At 67.2% G+C, this 13047-nt stretch carries 12 protein-coding genes and 1 tRNA gene; 8 read left to right on the forward strand and 5 right to left on the reverse strand.

What is annotated here, in order from left to right; all coding sequences use genetic code 11:
* Entirely contained in the window at positions 1–948 is a 948-nt protein-coding gene (locus ACFXNW_RS10925) for an AraC family transcriptional regulator (protein ID WP_379417476.1), read from the reverse strand.
* A gap of 137 nt (positions 949–1085) precedes the next feature.
* Positions 1086–2036 carry a helix-turn-helix domain-containing protein gene (locus ACFXNW_RS10930; RefSeq protein WP_379417477.1) on the reverse strand — a complete coding sequence of 317 codons (951 nt, stop codon included), beginning with the start codon at positions 2034–2036 and terminating at the stop codon, positions 1086–1088.
* Between the two features lie 507 nt (positions 2037–2543).
* Here ACFXNW_RS10930 and ACFXNW_RS10935 point away from each other — a divergent pair.
* Positions 2544–2843: a hypothetical protein gene (locus ACFXNW_RS10935; protein WP_379417478.1), complete on the forward strand. Its 300-nt coding sequence runs from the start codon at positions 2544–2546 to the stop codon at positions 2841–2843.
* Here the strand turns inward: ACFXNW_RS10935 and ACFXNW_RS10940 are convergent.
* Together ACFXNW_RS10940 and ACFXNW_RS10945 are read right to left on the reverse strand one after the other, a co-directional pair.
* Positions 2810–4108, reverse strand: coding sequence for a D-arabinono-1,4-lactone oxidase (locus ACFXNW_RS10940; RefSeq protein WP_379417479.1), 1299 nt, complete (start codon positions 4106–4108; stop codon positions 2810–2812). The two genes, ACFXNW_RS10935 and ACFXNW_RS10940, sit on opposite strands and share 34 nt — an antisense overlap.
* 66 nt (positions 4109–4174) lie before the next feature.
* Entirely contained in the window at positions 4175–4849 is a 675-nt protein-coding gene (locus ACFXNW_RS10945) for a TetR/AcrR family transcriptional regulator (protein ID WP_379417480.1), read from the reverse strand.
* Between the two features lie 113 nt (positions 4850–4962).
* Here ACFXNW_RS10945 and ACFXNW_RS10950 point away from each other — a divergent pair, with 113 nt between their 5' ends.
* Positions 4963–6462: an MFS transporter gene (locus tag ACFXNW_RS10950; RefSeq protein ID WP_379417481.1), complete on the forward strand. Its 1500-nt coding sequence runs from the start codon at positions 4963–4965 to the stop codon at positions 6460–6462.
* A 61-nt stretch (positions 6463–6523) separates the two neighbouring features.
* Here the strand turns inward: ACFXNW_RS10950 and ACFXNW_RS10955 are convergent, their stop codons facing one another.
* Entirely contained in the window at positions 6524–7813 is a 1290-nt protein-coding gene (locus tag ACFXNW_RS10955) for a lipase family protein (RefSeq protein WP_379417482.1), read from the reverse strand.
* A 206-nt stretch (positions 7814–8019) separates the two neighbouring features.
* Here ACFXNW_RS10955 and crcB point away from each other — a divergent pair, with 206 nt between their 5' ends.
* The 6 genes from crcB to ACFXNW_RS10985 all read left to right on the forward strand — a co-directional run bounded on the left by crcB (position 8020) and on the right by ACFXNW_RS10985 (position 12868).
* Positions 8020–8448 (forward strand): fluoride efflux transporter CrcB, encoded by a 429-nt coding sequence (gene crcB / locus ACFXNW_RS10960; protein ID WP_379417483.1) that lies wholly within the window; start codon positions 8020–8022, stop codon positions 8446–8448.
* Between the two features lie 93 nt (positions 8449–8541).
* Positions 8542–8904: a fluoride efflux transporter FluC gene (locus tag ACFXNW_RS10965; protein ID WP_379417484.1), complete on the forward strand. Its 363-nt coding sequence runs from the start codon at positions 8542–8544 to the stop codon at positions 8902–8904.
* A 47-nt stretch (positions 8905–8951) separates the two neighbouring features.
* Positions 8952–10592 carry a phosphoglucomutase (alpha-D-glucose-1,6-bisphosphate-dependent) gene (gene pgm, locus ACFXNW_RS10970; protein WP_379417485.1) on the forward strand — a complete coding sequence of 547 codons (1641 nt, stop codon included), beginning with the start codon at positions 8952–8954 and terminating at the stop codon, positions 10590–10592.
* Positions 10582–11925 (forward strand): MFS transporter, encoded by a 1344-nt coding sequence (locus tag ACFXNW_RS10975; RefSeq protein WP_379417486.1) that lies wholly within the window; start codon positions 10582–10584, stop codon positions 11923–11925. The genes pgm and ACFXNW_RS10975 overlap by 11 nt, the downstream gene beginning before the upstream one ends.
* Positions 11926–11995: 70 nt before the next feature.
* The gene (locus ACFXNW_RS10980; RefSeq protein WP_379417487.1) at positions 11996–12697 is read left to right on the forward strand and encodes a DsbA family protein; all 702 of its coding nucleotides are present in this window, start codon (positions 11996–11998) and stop codon (positions 12695–12697) included.
* Between the two features lie 98 nt (positions 12698–12795).
* Positions 12796–12868: transfer RNA gene (locus ACFXNW_RS10985), tRNA-Ala, on the forward strand.
* Positions 12869–13047: the final 179 nt, after the last annotated feature.

Raw genomic sequence — 13047 nt, forward strand, 5'->3', positions numbered from 1 at the left:
CTAGCCGCCGCGAACGCTGCTCGGTGTGGCGCCGAACCGCTGCCGGAAGGCGGTGCTGAAGCGGCTCACGGAGCCGAAGCCGAGGCGGAGCGCGATATCGGTGATGCTCGAATGCCGATACGCGGGGTTGCGCAGTCGCCTGTGGGCGAGTTGGAGCCGCTCTTCCTTGATGAGCTCACGCGGCGTCGTGCCCGCCTGTTGCAACGCCAGCTGGATCTGGCGTACGGACCAGCCGAGCGCGTGAGCGATCGACGCGGTGGCCAGTTCGGGGTCCTCGGCGTGCCGGACCACGTACCGGCGCACAGTCTGCTCGATCTCCGCGAGATGTCCGGGCCCGGAGGGTGGTTCGCCGAGGATCAGCATGCAGACCAGATCCACCAGTCGCTCGGAGACGGCATCGAACTGGGCCGCGGTGAGCGCGGCGGCCTCCGCGTACAGTCCGGTCGCGAGGTCGGCGGCGACCCGGCCCAGCCCCGCGGTCAGGTCGAGCGGCCGGCCGGGTAGTTCGGTGCGGTTGAGCCGGTGCCGGACTTCGCGGCGCGGGATCGTCATGACCAACCCTTGGCTACCGCCCGCCACCTCGAGCATCAGTGGCCGGTCGATGGTCACCAGGCTGCTCATCCCGGGGGTCAGGACGCCCGCCTCGTCGTCGTATCGGAGGTCGAATCGCCCGGTGAGCGGTACGACCAATCGATAGTCGTCATCGGGGTCGGCACGAATGTCACGCCTGCCGCGCACATAGACGATCGGATCGGATTCCCATCCGACGATTTGATAGTTGCCGGTACGGCGCCGCAGCATACGTCCGTTGAAGTCCTGGTCGGATGGGAATTCGTAGCTCAGCCTGCCCTGGAAGGAATCGGTCAACTGGGCCCAATAGTCGACCCGCTCACGCGGGTTCTCGACCTCGGTCGTCGTCGCTATGTCGACAGCCGCCACTCCCACCATCAAGGCTCCCGATCCTATGCCGCCGGGACCCGGCCTCGCCCCGGGTCTGTGGAGCCGAGGATAAGTCGTGTCCTTCGATTTCGTGGCGAGTCCGGGGAGGGACCACCAGCGCCGGTGCTCGCTGTGCACCGGGGAGGTCAGCCGCCGCGGACGCTGCTCGGTGTGGCGCCGAAGCGCTGCCGGAAGGCGGTGCTGAAGCTGCTCACGGATCCGAAGCCGAGGCCGAGTGCGATATCGGTGATGCTCATGCCACGGTATGCGGGGCTGCGAAGCCGAGAATGGGCGATCTGCAGACGCTCTTCTCTGATGAGTTCGCGAGGTGTGGTGCCGGCCTGCTGGAGGGCAAGCTGCACCTGCCGTACCGACCAACCGAGGCCACGGGCAATGATTGCGCTGGTCAGGTCCGGGTTCTCGATATGGCGGCGAATGTAGTGCCTGATGGTCGATTCCACCTCGCCGAGGTGGGACGCGGTGGATGGCACCTCGCCGAGGATCTGCATGCAGAGCAGGTCGACCACCCGTTCGGACACAGCATCGAATTGGGCCGATGTGAGCACGGACGCCTCGGCGTACAGTCCAGTCATCATGTCTTTGGCCACCCGCCCCAACCCGGTGGTCAGGTCCAATGGGCCGGCAGGAGGATCGGCGCGGTTGAGTCGGTGCTGGATCTCGCGACGTGGGATGGTCATGATCAGCCCGTGGCTACCGCTGCTCGCGCTGAACGCCATCGGACGATTGATGGTCACCAGACTGCTCATTCCCGGCGCCAGTGAGCCGGCGCGGTCGTCGTAGCGCACGTCGAATCGCCCGGTGAGCGGGACGACGAGCCGATAGTCGTCATCGGGGTCGGCGCGAACGTGCTTGGTGCCGCGGGTATAGACGATCGGATCGGATTCACGCCCGACGATCTGGTAGTTGTCGGTGCGATGGCGCCGGATACGGCCGTAGAAGTCGCTGGATGAGGAGAATTCGTAGCTCAGCCGGACGCCCTGGAACGAGTCGACCAGGTCGGCCCAGTAGTCGACACGCTCTCGGGGGTTCTCGACGTCTGTAGTAGACGCTTCCTCGACTACCGCCTCACCTGCCATCACAGACTCCCGATCTCATGCCGTGCGGATCCCGGACGCGGCCCGGACCCGTGGAGCCGAGGATAGGTTGTCTGCTCGGATCCCGTGGTCGACTCGCGCGGGCTGGTTGTGCGCCCACCAGCAAAGTTCGTGCGTCCGGAAACAACCGATCTGTGCGGGGCGTAACTAGATTTTCGTCTGTCCGGCGTCCGAAGAGCGACGAGGGGTCGCGCGGTAGGGGTATGGATGAGAATTATCAGTAGTCGTTGGCACTGTTTCGAATACACACCGGTCGCCCCCGGGCTCTGTGCCCTCGCGATGGAACCGGGCGCGGGCGCATCGGCGCGCACATTCCACGACTGTCTCCTGCTGCACATATACGTCGAGCCGGGCGAATGTGGGTCCTCAGCAGATGTCGTTCGGTCGATTCGGCTCCAGATGGCGCAGACCGGGGCAGAATACGTGGTCATCAGTGGATCGCCGGTGCTGCCGGCCGGAGACGGCAGATCGGCCATGGACGGTCCGGACATGCTGGCACACCTGGCGGACACGCTCGATCTCATCGAGGAGATCGGTGAGCGGCTCGAGGAGCGCGGCGAGCGTGTTCATCTGCTGCCGTTCGGGTGGAGTCTGTACTGCGGCCCGGCCTGCGTGTTCGCGGGCGCGGTCGAGGTCGTTCGGGAAGCCGAGCCGAACTCGGCGCGCAGGCGGCCACCGTCCGCGTCCACCACGATCGGTGTGACTGCGGCGAAGCCGTCCGGATGGGCGACGACGCGGCTGATGCCACCGAGACGTCAGCCGATCGGGCCGAGCACGCGGTCGAGATAAGGGTTGGCGAAGACGCCCTTCGGGTCGAAGCGGCGGCGCACCTCGGCGAATCGATCCCAGTCCGGGTAGCGGCCACGCAGGGTTTCCGCGGTCTGGAAGTGGCGTTTACCCCAGTGCGGGCGGCCGTCGAACCGGTCGAAAACCGCCTCGCAGGCGCGGAAGTAGGGCTCGTAGTCCATGCCCTGATACATGTGCACGGCGATGTAGCAGGTGTCGCGGCCGCCGGCGGGGGACAGGAACGCGTCGTCGGGGGCGACCCAGCGCACCTCGATCGGCATCGGGGTGTCGAAGCGGGTCGAAACATCCTTGATCGCGCGGATGGCATCGACCGAATGCTCGCGCGGGATGGCATATTCCATCTCGGTGAAGCGGAACAGCCGGGGGGAGGCGAACACCCGGTAGGAGCGCTCTACCTGACGGCGATAGCTGCCCGCATAGGCCGCGCCGCGATGGATCCACGGGACCAGCCGCGGCTGCCAGCGACCCAACTTGCACAGGGCGTCGAAGGTGTAGTTGGACATCAGGACGTCGGCGAACCAGTCGACCGCCTGCGGGCGCGGCTGCTCGGCGAGATCGACCCGGTTGTTGCGTTTGGTCATGGCCAGCGGGCTGTGCGCGAACATGTAGAACTCGAAGTGGTCGTTGCCGTCCACGTAGGTGTCGAGATCGTCGAGCACCTCCTCGACGGGAACCGGCCGCTCGATGCCCTCCAGTACGAAGGAAGGCACCAGCTTCAGCGTCATCTCGGTGATGATTCCGAGGGCGCCCAGATTCACCCGCGCGGCCCGCCAGCCGTCCGGATCGGACTGTTCGTCCAGCTCGACGACGGTGCCGTCGGGGCGCATCAACTCGACCGAATGAATTGCCGCCGAGAGGTTCTGCAGGGTAGCGCCGGTGCCGTGGGTCGCGGTCGCCGTGGCTCCCGCGATGGTCTGGACGTCGATATCGCCCAGGTTGGGGAAGGCCAGACCGTGGTTGTGCAGTGCCGGGCTGGCTGCGTTGAGCGTCAGGCCCGCCTCGACCCGGACCAGCCCGCTGGTGCGGTCGACGTCGAGCACGCGGTTCATCCGTGAGAGGTCGAGCAGCATGCCGTCGGTCAAGCAGATATCGGTGAAGGAATGCCCGGAGCCCGCGACCCGGACCTGTTGTCCGGCGTCCGCGGCGCGGCCGAGTAGATCCGCCAGCTCGGCCCGGTTGCGCGCAGCCGCGACGGCGGCCGGCGCACACTGCTGATCTCCGGCCCAGTTCACCCACGAATTGGTCACATGTCCAACTGTAAGGGATGGAATGTGACCTGCGCTACCTGTGGTGCGATTTCTACAGGTGGGGGATCAGCGACGGCGAGGGGTGCAGATGGCGGTCTTGGCGCATTCGACTTCGCCGTCGTTCAGCGGCGGCACCGACAATGGCTGGCGCGGAACGAGTTCGGTGCGCACGCCGTTGAGGACGAGCGCCATATAGCGTCGCCAGACCTGATCGTTGACCGGACGTGCGAACTCGGCCAGTCCGTCGACCATGTGGATCATCGCGAAGAAGTCCGAGGCGACCACGTCGGGCTGCAGCGCCCCTGCTTCCCGTGCGCGATCGATGATCCTGGCGACGACCGGCTTGATTCGATCCCGCACAAGAGTGAACTGCTCGAGATCGTCCTCGAACTCCAGCATGACCTCGCTGAAACCGCGGTTGGTCGCCATATGCCTGCAGGCGTACTCGAAGAACTGGACCAATCCCTGCCAGGGGTCGGGATGCCCGACGCATTCCTCCGCGGTCTCGGCGAACTCGTCGAGATGCTGCTGGAAGACCTCGGAGATCAGTTCCTTCTTGTTCGCGAAGCGCCGGTAGACCGTGCCGACGCCCACGCCTGCGCGCTCGGCCACGTCGTCGAGGGTGATCTCGAGTCCGTGGTCGGCAAACAGCTCGCGTGCGGCCTCGACGATGCGCTGCTGATTGCGTGCGGCATCAGCCCGCAAACGCCGGGTCGGGGGCAGGGTCGTGGCGCGATTCACACCCACATGCTAGCAAGCGGCGGGATTAAGTGGAGGCGGTCCCTCCGTTACTGTGATAGCGTTTCGAATAACCGGAGGAACTGCCTCCGTTTAAATCTTCAACTAGGGGCGACGTGACCACCACACTCGAGCGCGGGGCATCCCCGCAGGAAAAGCCGACGTCAGGCAGGCGTGGTTCGCACGCGCTGCGCTGGTGGGTGCTCGCCGTCCTCGGCGTCGCCCAGCTCATGGTCGTGCTCGACGCGACCATCGTGAATATCGCGCTCCCCGAGGCGCAACGGGATCTGGGATTCAGTGACGCCGACCGTCAATGGGTGATCACCGGCTACGCGCTGGCATTCGGTAGCTTGCTGCTGCTCGGCGGACGGCTCAGCGACCTTTTCGGCAGGCGTAACACCTTCATCGTCGGCCTGGTCGGCTTCTCGGTGGCCTCCGCGATCGGCGGCGCCGCAACCAGCTTCGAAATGCTGGTCGCGGCCCGCGTCGGACAGGGTGTGTTCGGCGCGCTGCTGGCGCCTGCGGCGCTGTCGCTGCTGACGGTGACCTTCACCGAACCGTCCGAACGGGCCAAGGCCTTCGGCATCTTCGGTGCCGTCGCCGGTACCGGTGGCGCCCTAGGCCTGCTGCTGGGCGGCATGCTCACCGAATGGGCGTCTTGGCGCTGGGTGATGTTCGTCAACCTCGCCTTCGCCGCCGTCGCGCTGGTCGGTGCCGTGCTGCTGCTGGCCAAGCACACCGTCACCGAACGGCCCAAGCTCGATATCCCCGGCACGCTCGCGGTCACCGCGGCGCTGTTCGGCATCGTTTACGGCTTCTCGCACGCCGAATCCGACGGCTGGACCAACCCGGCCACGCTGGCCTTCCTGATCGGCGGTGCCGCACTGCTCGCGGTGTTCGTCTGGCTCGAGACCCGGGTTGCCAACCCGCTGCTGCCGCTGCGCGTCGTGCTCGATCGCACCAGGGGCGGATCGTTCATCACCGTGTTCGTGATGGGTATCGGGATGTTCGCGATCTTCCTGTTCCTGACCTACTACATGCAGCTCACCCTCGAGTACTCGCCGATCATCACCGGTGTGGCGTTCCTGCCGATGGTGGCCGCGATGATCGTCTCCTCGACGACGACTCCGTCGCTGCTGCTGCCGAAGTTCGGGCCGAAGATCATCGTCAGCTCGGGATTCCTGATCGCGGCGGCAGGCATGGCCTGGCTGACCCAGATCGGGCTGGACACCGGCTACGCAACCCACATCCTGCCCGGCCTGATCCTGATGGGCCTCGGACTCGGTGGCGCCATGGCGACCGCGTTCCAGGGCGCCACGGCAGGCGTGCACCACGAGGACGCCGGTGTCGCGTCGGCGACGATCAACACCAGCCAGCAGGTCGGTGGTTCGATCGGTACCGCGCTGCTGAGCACCATCGCGGCCTCGGCGGCCAGTGACTACATGGTCGGTCGTGCGCCGGACCAGCTGACCGTCGCGCAGTCGGCGATCGAGAGCTACACCACCAGCTTCTGGTGGGCCACCGCGATCTTCGTGATCGGCGCCGTGGTGACGGCTGTGCTGCTGCCCAATGCCGCGCCCGAGCCGGCCGAGGGCGAGTTGGTGCTCGCACACTGATCGTCGGTTCTGATCAACGCCGCCCGTGAACTTTCCGGTTCGCGGGCGGCGTTCTATGTGCTCAGCAGTTCTCCGGCGGCGGTGTCCCCGCGAAACGGCCTGCGAGATAATCGAGTGTGCGCATCGCGCCGGGAAGAATCGCTGCGGAGTGATCGGCGCCCGCGATCAGGTCCAGCTGCACCGGTACGCCCGCCGCGCAGTAGCGAGCGGCCACCTGCTGCACCGGCTCCGCCGAGATCATGTCGGCTGTTCCGTGCCAGAGATACAGGGGCGCGGTCGGAACGCCTGCGAAGGTTTCCAGGCTGTTGTCGCGCAGGATCGGGGCGGCGGCGGGGTCGTCGGCTGGTGGCGTGGTGAAAACCTCAGCGGTACTGAGGCCGGCGGCGACGTCGACGATCTCGTCCATGCAGGCGTCGTCGATCCGGTCGCGCAACGCCAGCCCGGCCGGATTCAGCACCCGGTCCAAGGAGATCTGCTCAGGGTATTCGCGTTCCAGTCCGATCGCTGCCGCGAATCCGAGACCGAACAGCTGGTTCGAGCGGGCACCGAGATCGTTGGCGAGCCTGCCGAGGTTCATCGGCACCCCGCCCGCAGCGGCACCGGCAATAGGCAGCTCGGGTGTGTACTGCGGAGCCAGCGCCGCCGCGAAACCGGTGGCCAAACCGCCGCCGGAATATCCGACCAGCGCGACGGGGCTGTCCTCGAGGTCGGCCGGTGCGAACTGACGGACCGCGCGAATGCCGTCGAGGGTTATCCGTCCACCCAGCTGTGCCGCGCCGTAGGCACTGTCCGGGCCCAGATGATCCGGCACCGCGACCGCCCAGCCTTGCGTCAACAGCAGATTCAGCGCCCCCGCTTCGCGCATGGTGCCGTCGAACAGCGAATGAGATGGTGCGCAATCGGTTCCGAGTGAGTTGACGAACGGCTGGTAGGACACCAGTGGACGGTCCGGCACATCGCCTGCGGGTAGCAGCAGGGTGGTGACCGCGGCGATCGGCTCGTTGCGGGAGTTCGTGCTGCGGAAGGCCAGCTGCCAGGCAGTCGAGCCCGCGAACCCGGCCGCGGGCACCGGTCTGCTGCGGATGACCTCGCCGGGCCGGTACTCGCCGATATCGGCCGGCGCCGCGTAGAACGCATCGCCTTCCGCGGCCGGCCCGACGGGAGCAACCGACGGCACCGTATTGCCGAGTGCCAGGACACCGGCGATGGAGATCCCCAGGACGAGGCGGCGTATCGCGAGACCCGCACGACGCGCCCGCGAATGCCGTATGCTCAACGTTTGCTCGGGCGCGGTGTGGCGCTCGGACCGCTGCTGGCGGCGCCGTATTCGAGTACTTCGCTGTGCCGCCATCACCGGCTCCAGGACGTGGCTGTCGACTGCGTTCGGTCTTCGGCGAAGACCTCAGTCGATTCGTACTGCGCGGTGGTCGGTGTGTCAACGATCGGCCTCGCCCGTCCTGCCGCGCCGTCGGCGGACGTCGTTGCTACCGATAGCGTTGCGGTGAGCGCGGCGGGAATCATGCGGCCGGTAACGGGCTGGGACAGGAGGTCGGGGACATGTCATCGCGAGCCGAAGCCCGAATCGCCGATCCACTGGTGCTGCTCGTGGTCGCGCTGGGCGGCGGCCTCGGTGCGCTGCTGCGCTACGGTTTCTCGGTCTGGCTGCCGACGCGGCCGGATGCGTTCCCGATGGCGACGTTCGCCGTCAACGTGATCGGATGCGCCGCGATGGGTGTCCTGATGGTTCTCATCACCGAGGTTTGGGTAGCCCACAGGCTGCTACGCCCCTTCTTCGGCGTCGGTGTGCTCGGCGGATTCACCACCTTCTCCACCTACAGTGCCGAGATTCGTACACTGCTCCAATCGGGGGCCGTCGGCACCGCACTCGGCTACCTCGGGGCGACGATGGTGTTCTGCCTGGCGGCGGTGGTGGCCGGGATGGCGGGTGCGCGGTGGGTAACTGGAAGTGTGCGGAGAACTGGGTGAACGGCACGGAAGGGGGTCAGCGATGACCGAGTCAGCTCGCAGCGCGGGGCAGTGGGTGCCGGATGCCGGACTCCGGCGGCCGGAGGTGCGCCGATGACGGCGGTCTGGGTGATCGTCGGCGGGATGTTCGGTGCCCCGGCTCGGTACCTCATCGATCGGGCCGTTTCCGCCCGTGGGGAATCCAGGCTGCCCTGGGGGACTTTGACCGTTAATATTGTCGGTTCGGCGCTGCTCGGTGCTCTGATCGGGGCGGGGACGAACGGCTGGCTGCTGTCAGGCGCGGGAACCGGGTTCTGCGGCGCGCTGACCACATTCAGCACGTTCGGCTACGAGACGGTCAGGTTGGTGTCCGATGGCGCCTACGGCTACGCCCTCGGCAACATCGTGCTGAGTGTCGCGACCTGCCTGGCCGTGGTGTACGCCGCCGCGTCCGTGACCGAATGGCTGTTCACATGATCCTGATGACGAGCCGGGCGCAGCCGACCCGGAAGGGAGATCCGAGCATGGCGCACGATCGAGCCGGACGGCCGGCGCGGCCGAGCGATCTCGTGGACGTCCCCGGACTGGTGACCGCCTACTACACCCGCATCCCGGACCCGGCCGAACCGGCGCAGCTGGTGTCGTTCGGCACCTCGGGACATCGCGGGTCCAGCCTGGACACCACCTTCAACGAGGCCCATATCCTCGCCATCACCCAGGCCATCGTCGAATACCGCGCCACCCGCGGCATCACCGGACCGGTCTACCTGGCGCGCGATACCCACGCGCTGTCGGAGCCCGCATGGACCACGGTGCTCGAGGTGCTGGCCGGCAACGGTGTCACCGCGGTGATCGACTCCCGCGACCGCTACACCCCCACCCCCGCGCTCAGTCACGCTGTGCTGCGGCACAATCGCGGCGGTACCAAGCACCAGGCCGACGGCATCGTCGTCACGCCTTCGCACAATCCGCCCCGCGACGGCGGCATCAAATACAACCCACCGCACGGCGGTCCCGCCGACACCGTCGCCACCGACGCCATCGCCGAGCGCGCCAACGAACTGCTGCGCGGCGGGCTCGCGGAGGTCGAGCACGGCACGCTCGCCCAGGCGCTGCCCACCGCGCAGCGCTACGACTATCTCGACCACTACATCGCCGACTTGCCCAGCGTGCTCAACCTCGACGCCATCCGAGGTGCGGGCATCCGGCTCGGCGCCGACCCGATGGGCGGGGCCAGCGTCGACTACTGGGAGGAGATCGGCCAGCGCTACGACCTGGAGCTCGAGGTGGTCAACCCGCTGGTCGACCCCACCTGGCGGTTCATGCCGCTGGACTCCGACGGCAAGATCCGGATGGATCCGTCGTCGCGTTTCGCGATGAACTCGCTGGTCTCCATCAAGGACGACTACGACATCTCCACCGGTAACGACGCCGACGCCGACCGGCACGGCATCGTCACCCCCGACGGCGGGCTGATGAACCCCAACCACTTCCTGGCCGTCGCCATCGAATACTTGGTGGCCAACCGGATGGGCTGGGACGCGCTCACCAAGATCGGCAAGACCGTTGTCACCTCGTCGATGATCGACCGGGTGGTGAGCGTGCTCGGCCGCGACGTGTACGAGGTGCCCGTCGGGTTCAAATGGTTCGTGCCCGGATTGTTCAGCGGCAGCCTCGCTTTCGGTGGCGAGGAGAGCGCGGGCGCCTCGCTGCTGCGGATGGACGGCAGCGTCTGGACCACCGACAAGGACGGCATCGTGCTCGCGCTGCTTGCCGCGGAGATCACAGCGGTCACCGGGCAGAGCCCGTCGGCGCGGTATGTGGAACTCGAGCGCCGCTACGGCAGTCCCGCCTATGCGCGCGTCGACGCCCCCGCCACCGCCGCGCAGAAGAAGCTGCTGTCGAAGTTGACGCCGGAGCAGGTCACCGCCTCCGAGGTCGCGGGCGAGCCGGTCACCGCGGTACTCACCCGAGCCCGCGGCAACGGCGCGACGTTGGGTGGACTCAAGGTGACCACCGAGAACGCATGGTTCGCGGCGCGGCCGTCGGGCACCGAGGACAAATACAAGATCTACGCGGAATCGTTCCACGGTCCCGAGCACCTCGAGCAGGTGCAAGCGGCCGCGGAGGAGATGGTGGGGCAAGCTCTATCCAGTGACCGTTAGTTCGAAAGCCCTGCCCCGCGAGATCTGGGTACTGGTCGGGGCCGCATTCGTCATCGCCATCGGATTCGGCCTCGTCTCGCCCGTTCTGCCGCAGTTCGCGCGCAGTTTCGGCGTCGGGTTCGCGGCGGCTTCGGCGATCGTCAGCGCGTTCGCCCTGATGCGGCTGCTGTTCGCGCCGATGAGCGGGCGGCTGGTACAGAAACTCGGCGAACGCTGGGTCTACACCAGCGGGCTGCTCATCGTCGCGGTGTCCACCGGTGCCAGCGCGTTCGCACAGACCTACTGGCAGTTGCTGGTGCTGCGCTCGGCGGGCGGTATCGGGTCGACCATGTTCACGGTGTCGTCGCTGGCGCTGTTGATCCGCATGTCGCCGTCGGACCAGCGCGGACGCATCTCTGGGCTGTGGTCGACCAGCTTCCTCATCGGCTCGCTCGCCGGGCCGTTGATCGGTGGTCTGCTGGCCGAGTTCGGGCTGCGGGCGCCGTTCCTCATCTACGCGATCGCCTTGCTCATCGCCTGTGCCGTCGTCCATTTCAGCCTGCGCGATTCGCATCTGGCCGCGCCGGAAACCGCGGACACCGCACCGCCGACGATGAGCTTCCGCGAGGGACTCGCGCGATCGGAGTACCGCGCCGTGCTGTGGTCGAATTTCGCTAACGGCGCCGCCGTGTTCGGGGTGCGGATGGCGCTGGTGCCGCTGCTGGTGGTGGAGGTAATGTCGCAGCCCGCCGGGATGGCAGGTGTCGCGCTGACGGTATTCGCCGCGGGCAATGCCGTGGTGCTGTTCTTCTCCGGACAGCTCTCGGACCGGTTCGGACGCAAGCCTTTTCTCATCATCGGCACGGCCGTCTGCGCGGTCGGCACCGCGGGGCTCGGCGTCGCGCCGAACATGATCTGGCTGCTGGTGTTCTCCTTCATCGCAGGACTGGGGTCGGGCATGTTCACCCCCGCCCAGCAGGCCGCGGTCGCCGACATCATCGGGCCCAAGGTGCGTGGAGGACCGGTGCTGGCCGGGTTCCAGATGTCGGCCGACCTGGGCGCGGTGCTCGGTCCGATCGCTGTCGGTTTCATTGCCGAGCGGTTGAACTTCGGAGTGGGACTCACCGTGACCGGCGGTCTGCTGGCTGTCGCCGCTGTTGCCTGGCTGGTGGTGCCCGAGCCGATGCGGCGGGGCGAGGTACGGGTGGAGAAGCGGATCGAGACCGTCGACGAAGAAGCCGATCAGTTGGCGGCGCCCTGTACCTGTGACGGCGGGCCCGGCGGGGGAATGGCGGCGAGCTCGGTGATCGAGCAGGTTGTGCACGCGGAGGGTGAGGGAAAGGCGTCGCGGTAACCCATCGCCCGCGACTCGAGGCAAAGTGGTTCGGGTGAGCAAACCGCCGTCGAACTACACACCCCGGCCGATGTCCAGCAACACCACCTACGCGCTGGGCGCCGTCGCGCTGGTTCTCATCGCACTGGTCGTATTCCTGGCCTACCGCTGGACCCAGGACCCGATCGAGGTGCGCAACGACGGCTACGGTTCCGTCCGCGAGCCTGCGGTGGTGGTGGCGATGCAACCCGACGGCGCCATGGTGCTCGGAAAGCCCGGCGTGACCAAGATCATCGACGTGTACGAGGACCCCATGTGCGGCGCGTGCGGTGCGCTCGAGCACACTTTCGGCCAAGAAATCGCCCAGAAGGTCGACGAAGGCAAGCTCGCCATCCGCTACCGCTTCGTGAACTTCCTCAACCCGAAATCCGACAGCGGCGACTACTCCACCCGCGCCATCGCCGCCCTCCAATGTGTCGCCGCCGACGGCTCCGGCCCCACCTTCTCGAAGTTCCACGACGCCCTGTTCACCGACCGCCAGCCCCGCGAAGGCAGCTCCGACCTGAGCAATGACGAGCTGGCCGGCATCGCGAAGGAATCCGGCGCCCCCGCCACCGCCGCCGAATGCATCACCTCCAACGCCCAGCTCGACGCCGCCACCATCAACGCGGTCAAAGCCGACGCCGCCCTCACCACCCTCCTCGACGGCCCCGCCGCCACCCCGTCGGTCTTCGACGGCACCACCAAACTCGACACCACCTCCGCAACCTGGGTCACCGACCTGGCCCCCTGACCTGCCGTTCAACCCCCAAATCGAGGCGATTTGGCGCCCGGTCCCCAGGTGGTGTAACTTCGTTCAGGCAGCCGGGGAACACCGGCGGCAAACCACTCGGGGCTATGGCGCAGCTGGTAGCGCACCACACTGGCAGTGTGGGGGTCAGGGGTTCGAGTCCCCTTAGCTCCACTTAACTCGATATACGGCTCATGCTCATGGAGAGCATGAGCCGTTTCTCGTTTTCGTCATGTTTCGTGGGGGGGCCGGCCCCCCCCCCCCCCGCGGGGGGGGGGGGGGCGCGCGCGCCCCCCCCCCACCCCCCCCCCCCCACCCCCACCCCGCACCCTAACACAGACCACCAGGAGAAC

This window comes from Nocardia sp. NPDC059180, from assembly GCF_042754945.1.
In the GTDB taxonomy this organism is placed as follows: domain Bacteria; phylum Actinomycetota; class Actinomycetes; order Mycobacteriales; family Mycobacteriaceae; genus Nocardia.

Excerpts from the sequence above, each read along its gene's own strand:
- ACFXNW_RS10925 (WP_379417476.1), bottom strand. The coding sequence starts at position 948 with ATGGTGGGAGTGGCGGCTGTCGACATAGCGACGACGACCGAGGTCGAG.
- ACFXNW_RS10930 (WP_379417477.1), bottom strand. The coding sequence starts at position 2,036 with ATGGCAGGTGAGGCGGTAGTCGAGGAAGCGTCTACTACAGACGTCGAG.
- ACFXNW_RS10935 (WP_379417478.1), top strand. The coding sequence starts at position 2,544 with ATGCTGGCACACCTGGCGGACACGCTCGATCTCATCGAGGAGATCGGT.
- ACFXNW_RS10955 (WP_379417482.1), bottom strand. The coding sequence starts at position 7,813 with ATGGCGGCACAGCGAAGTACTCGAATACGGCGCCGCCAGCAGCGGTCC.
- crcB (WP_379417483.1), top strand. The coding sequence starts at position 8,020 with ATGTCATCGCGAGCCGAAGCCCGAATCGCCGATCCACTGGTGCTGCTC.
- ACFXNW_RS10965 (WP_379417484.1), top strand. The coding sequence starts at position 8,542 with ATGACGGCGGTCTGGGTGATCGTCGGCGGGATGTTCGGTGCCCCGGCT.
- pgm (WP_379417485.1), top strand. The coding sequence starts at position 8,952 with ATGGCGCACGATCGAGCCGGACGGCCGGCGCGGCCGAGCGATCTCGTG.
- ACFXNW_RS10980 (WP_379417487.1), top strand. The coding sequence starts at position 11,996 with ATGTCCAGCAACACCACCTACGCGCTGGGCGCCGTCGCGCTGGTTCTC.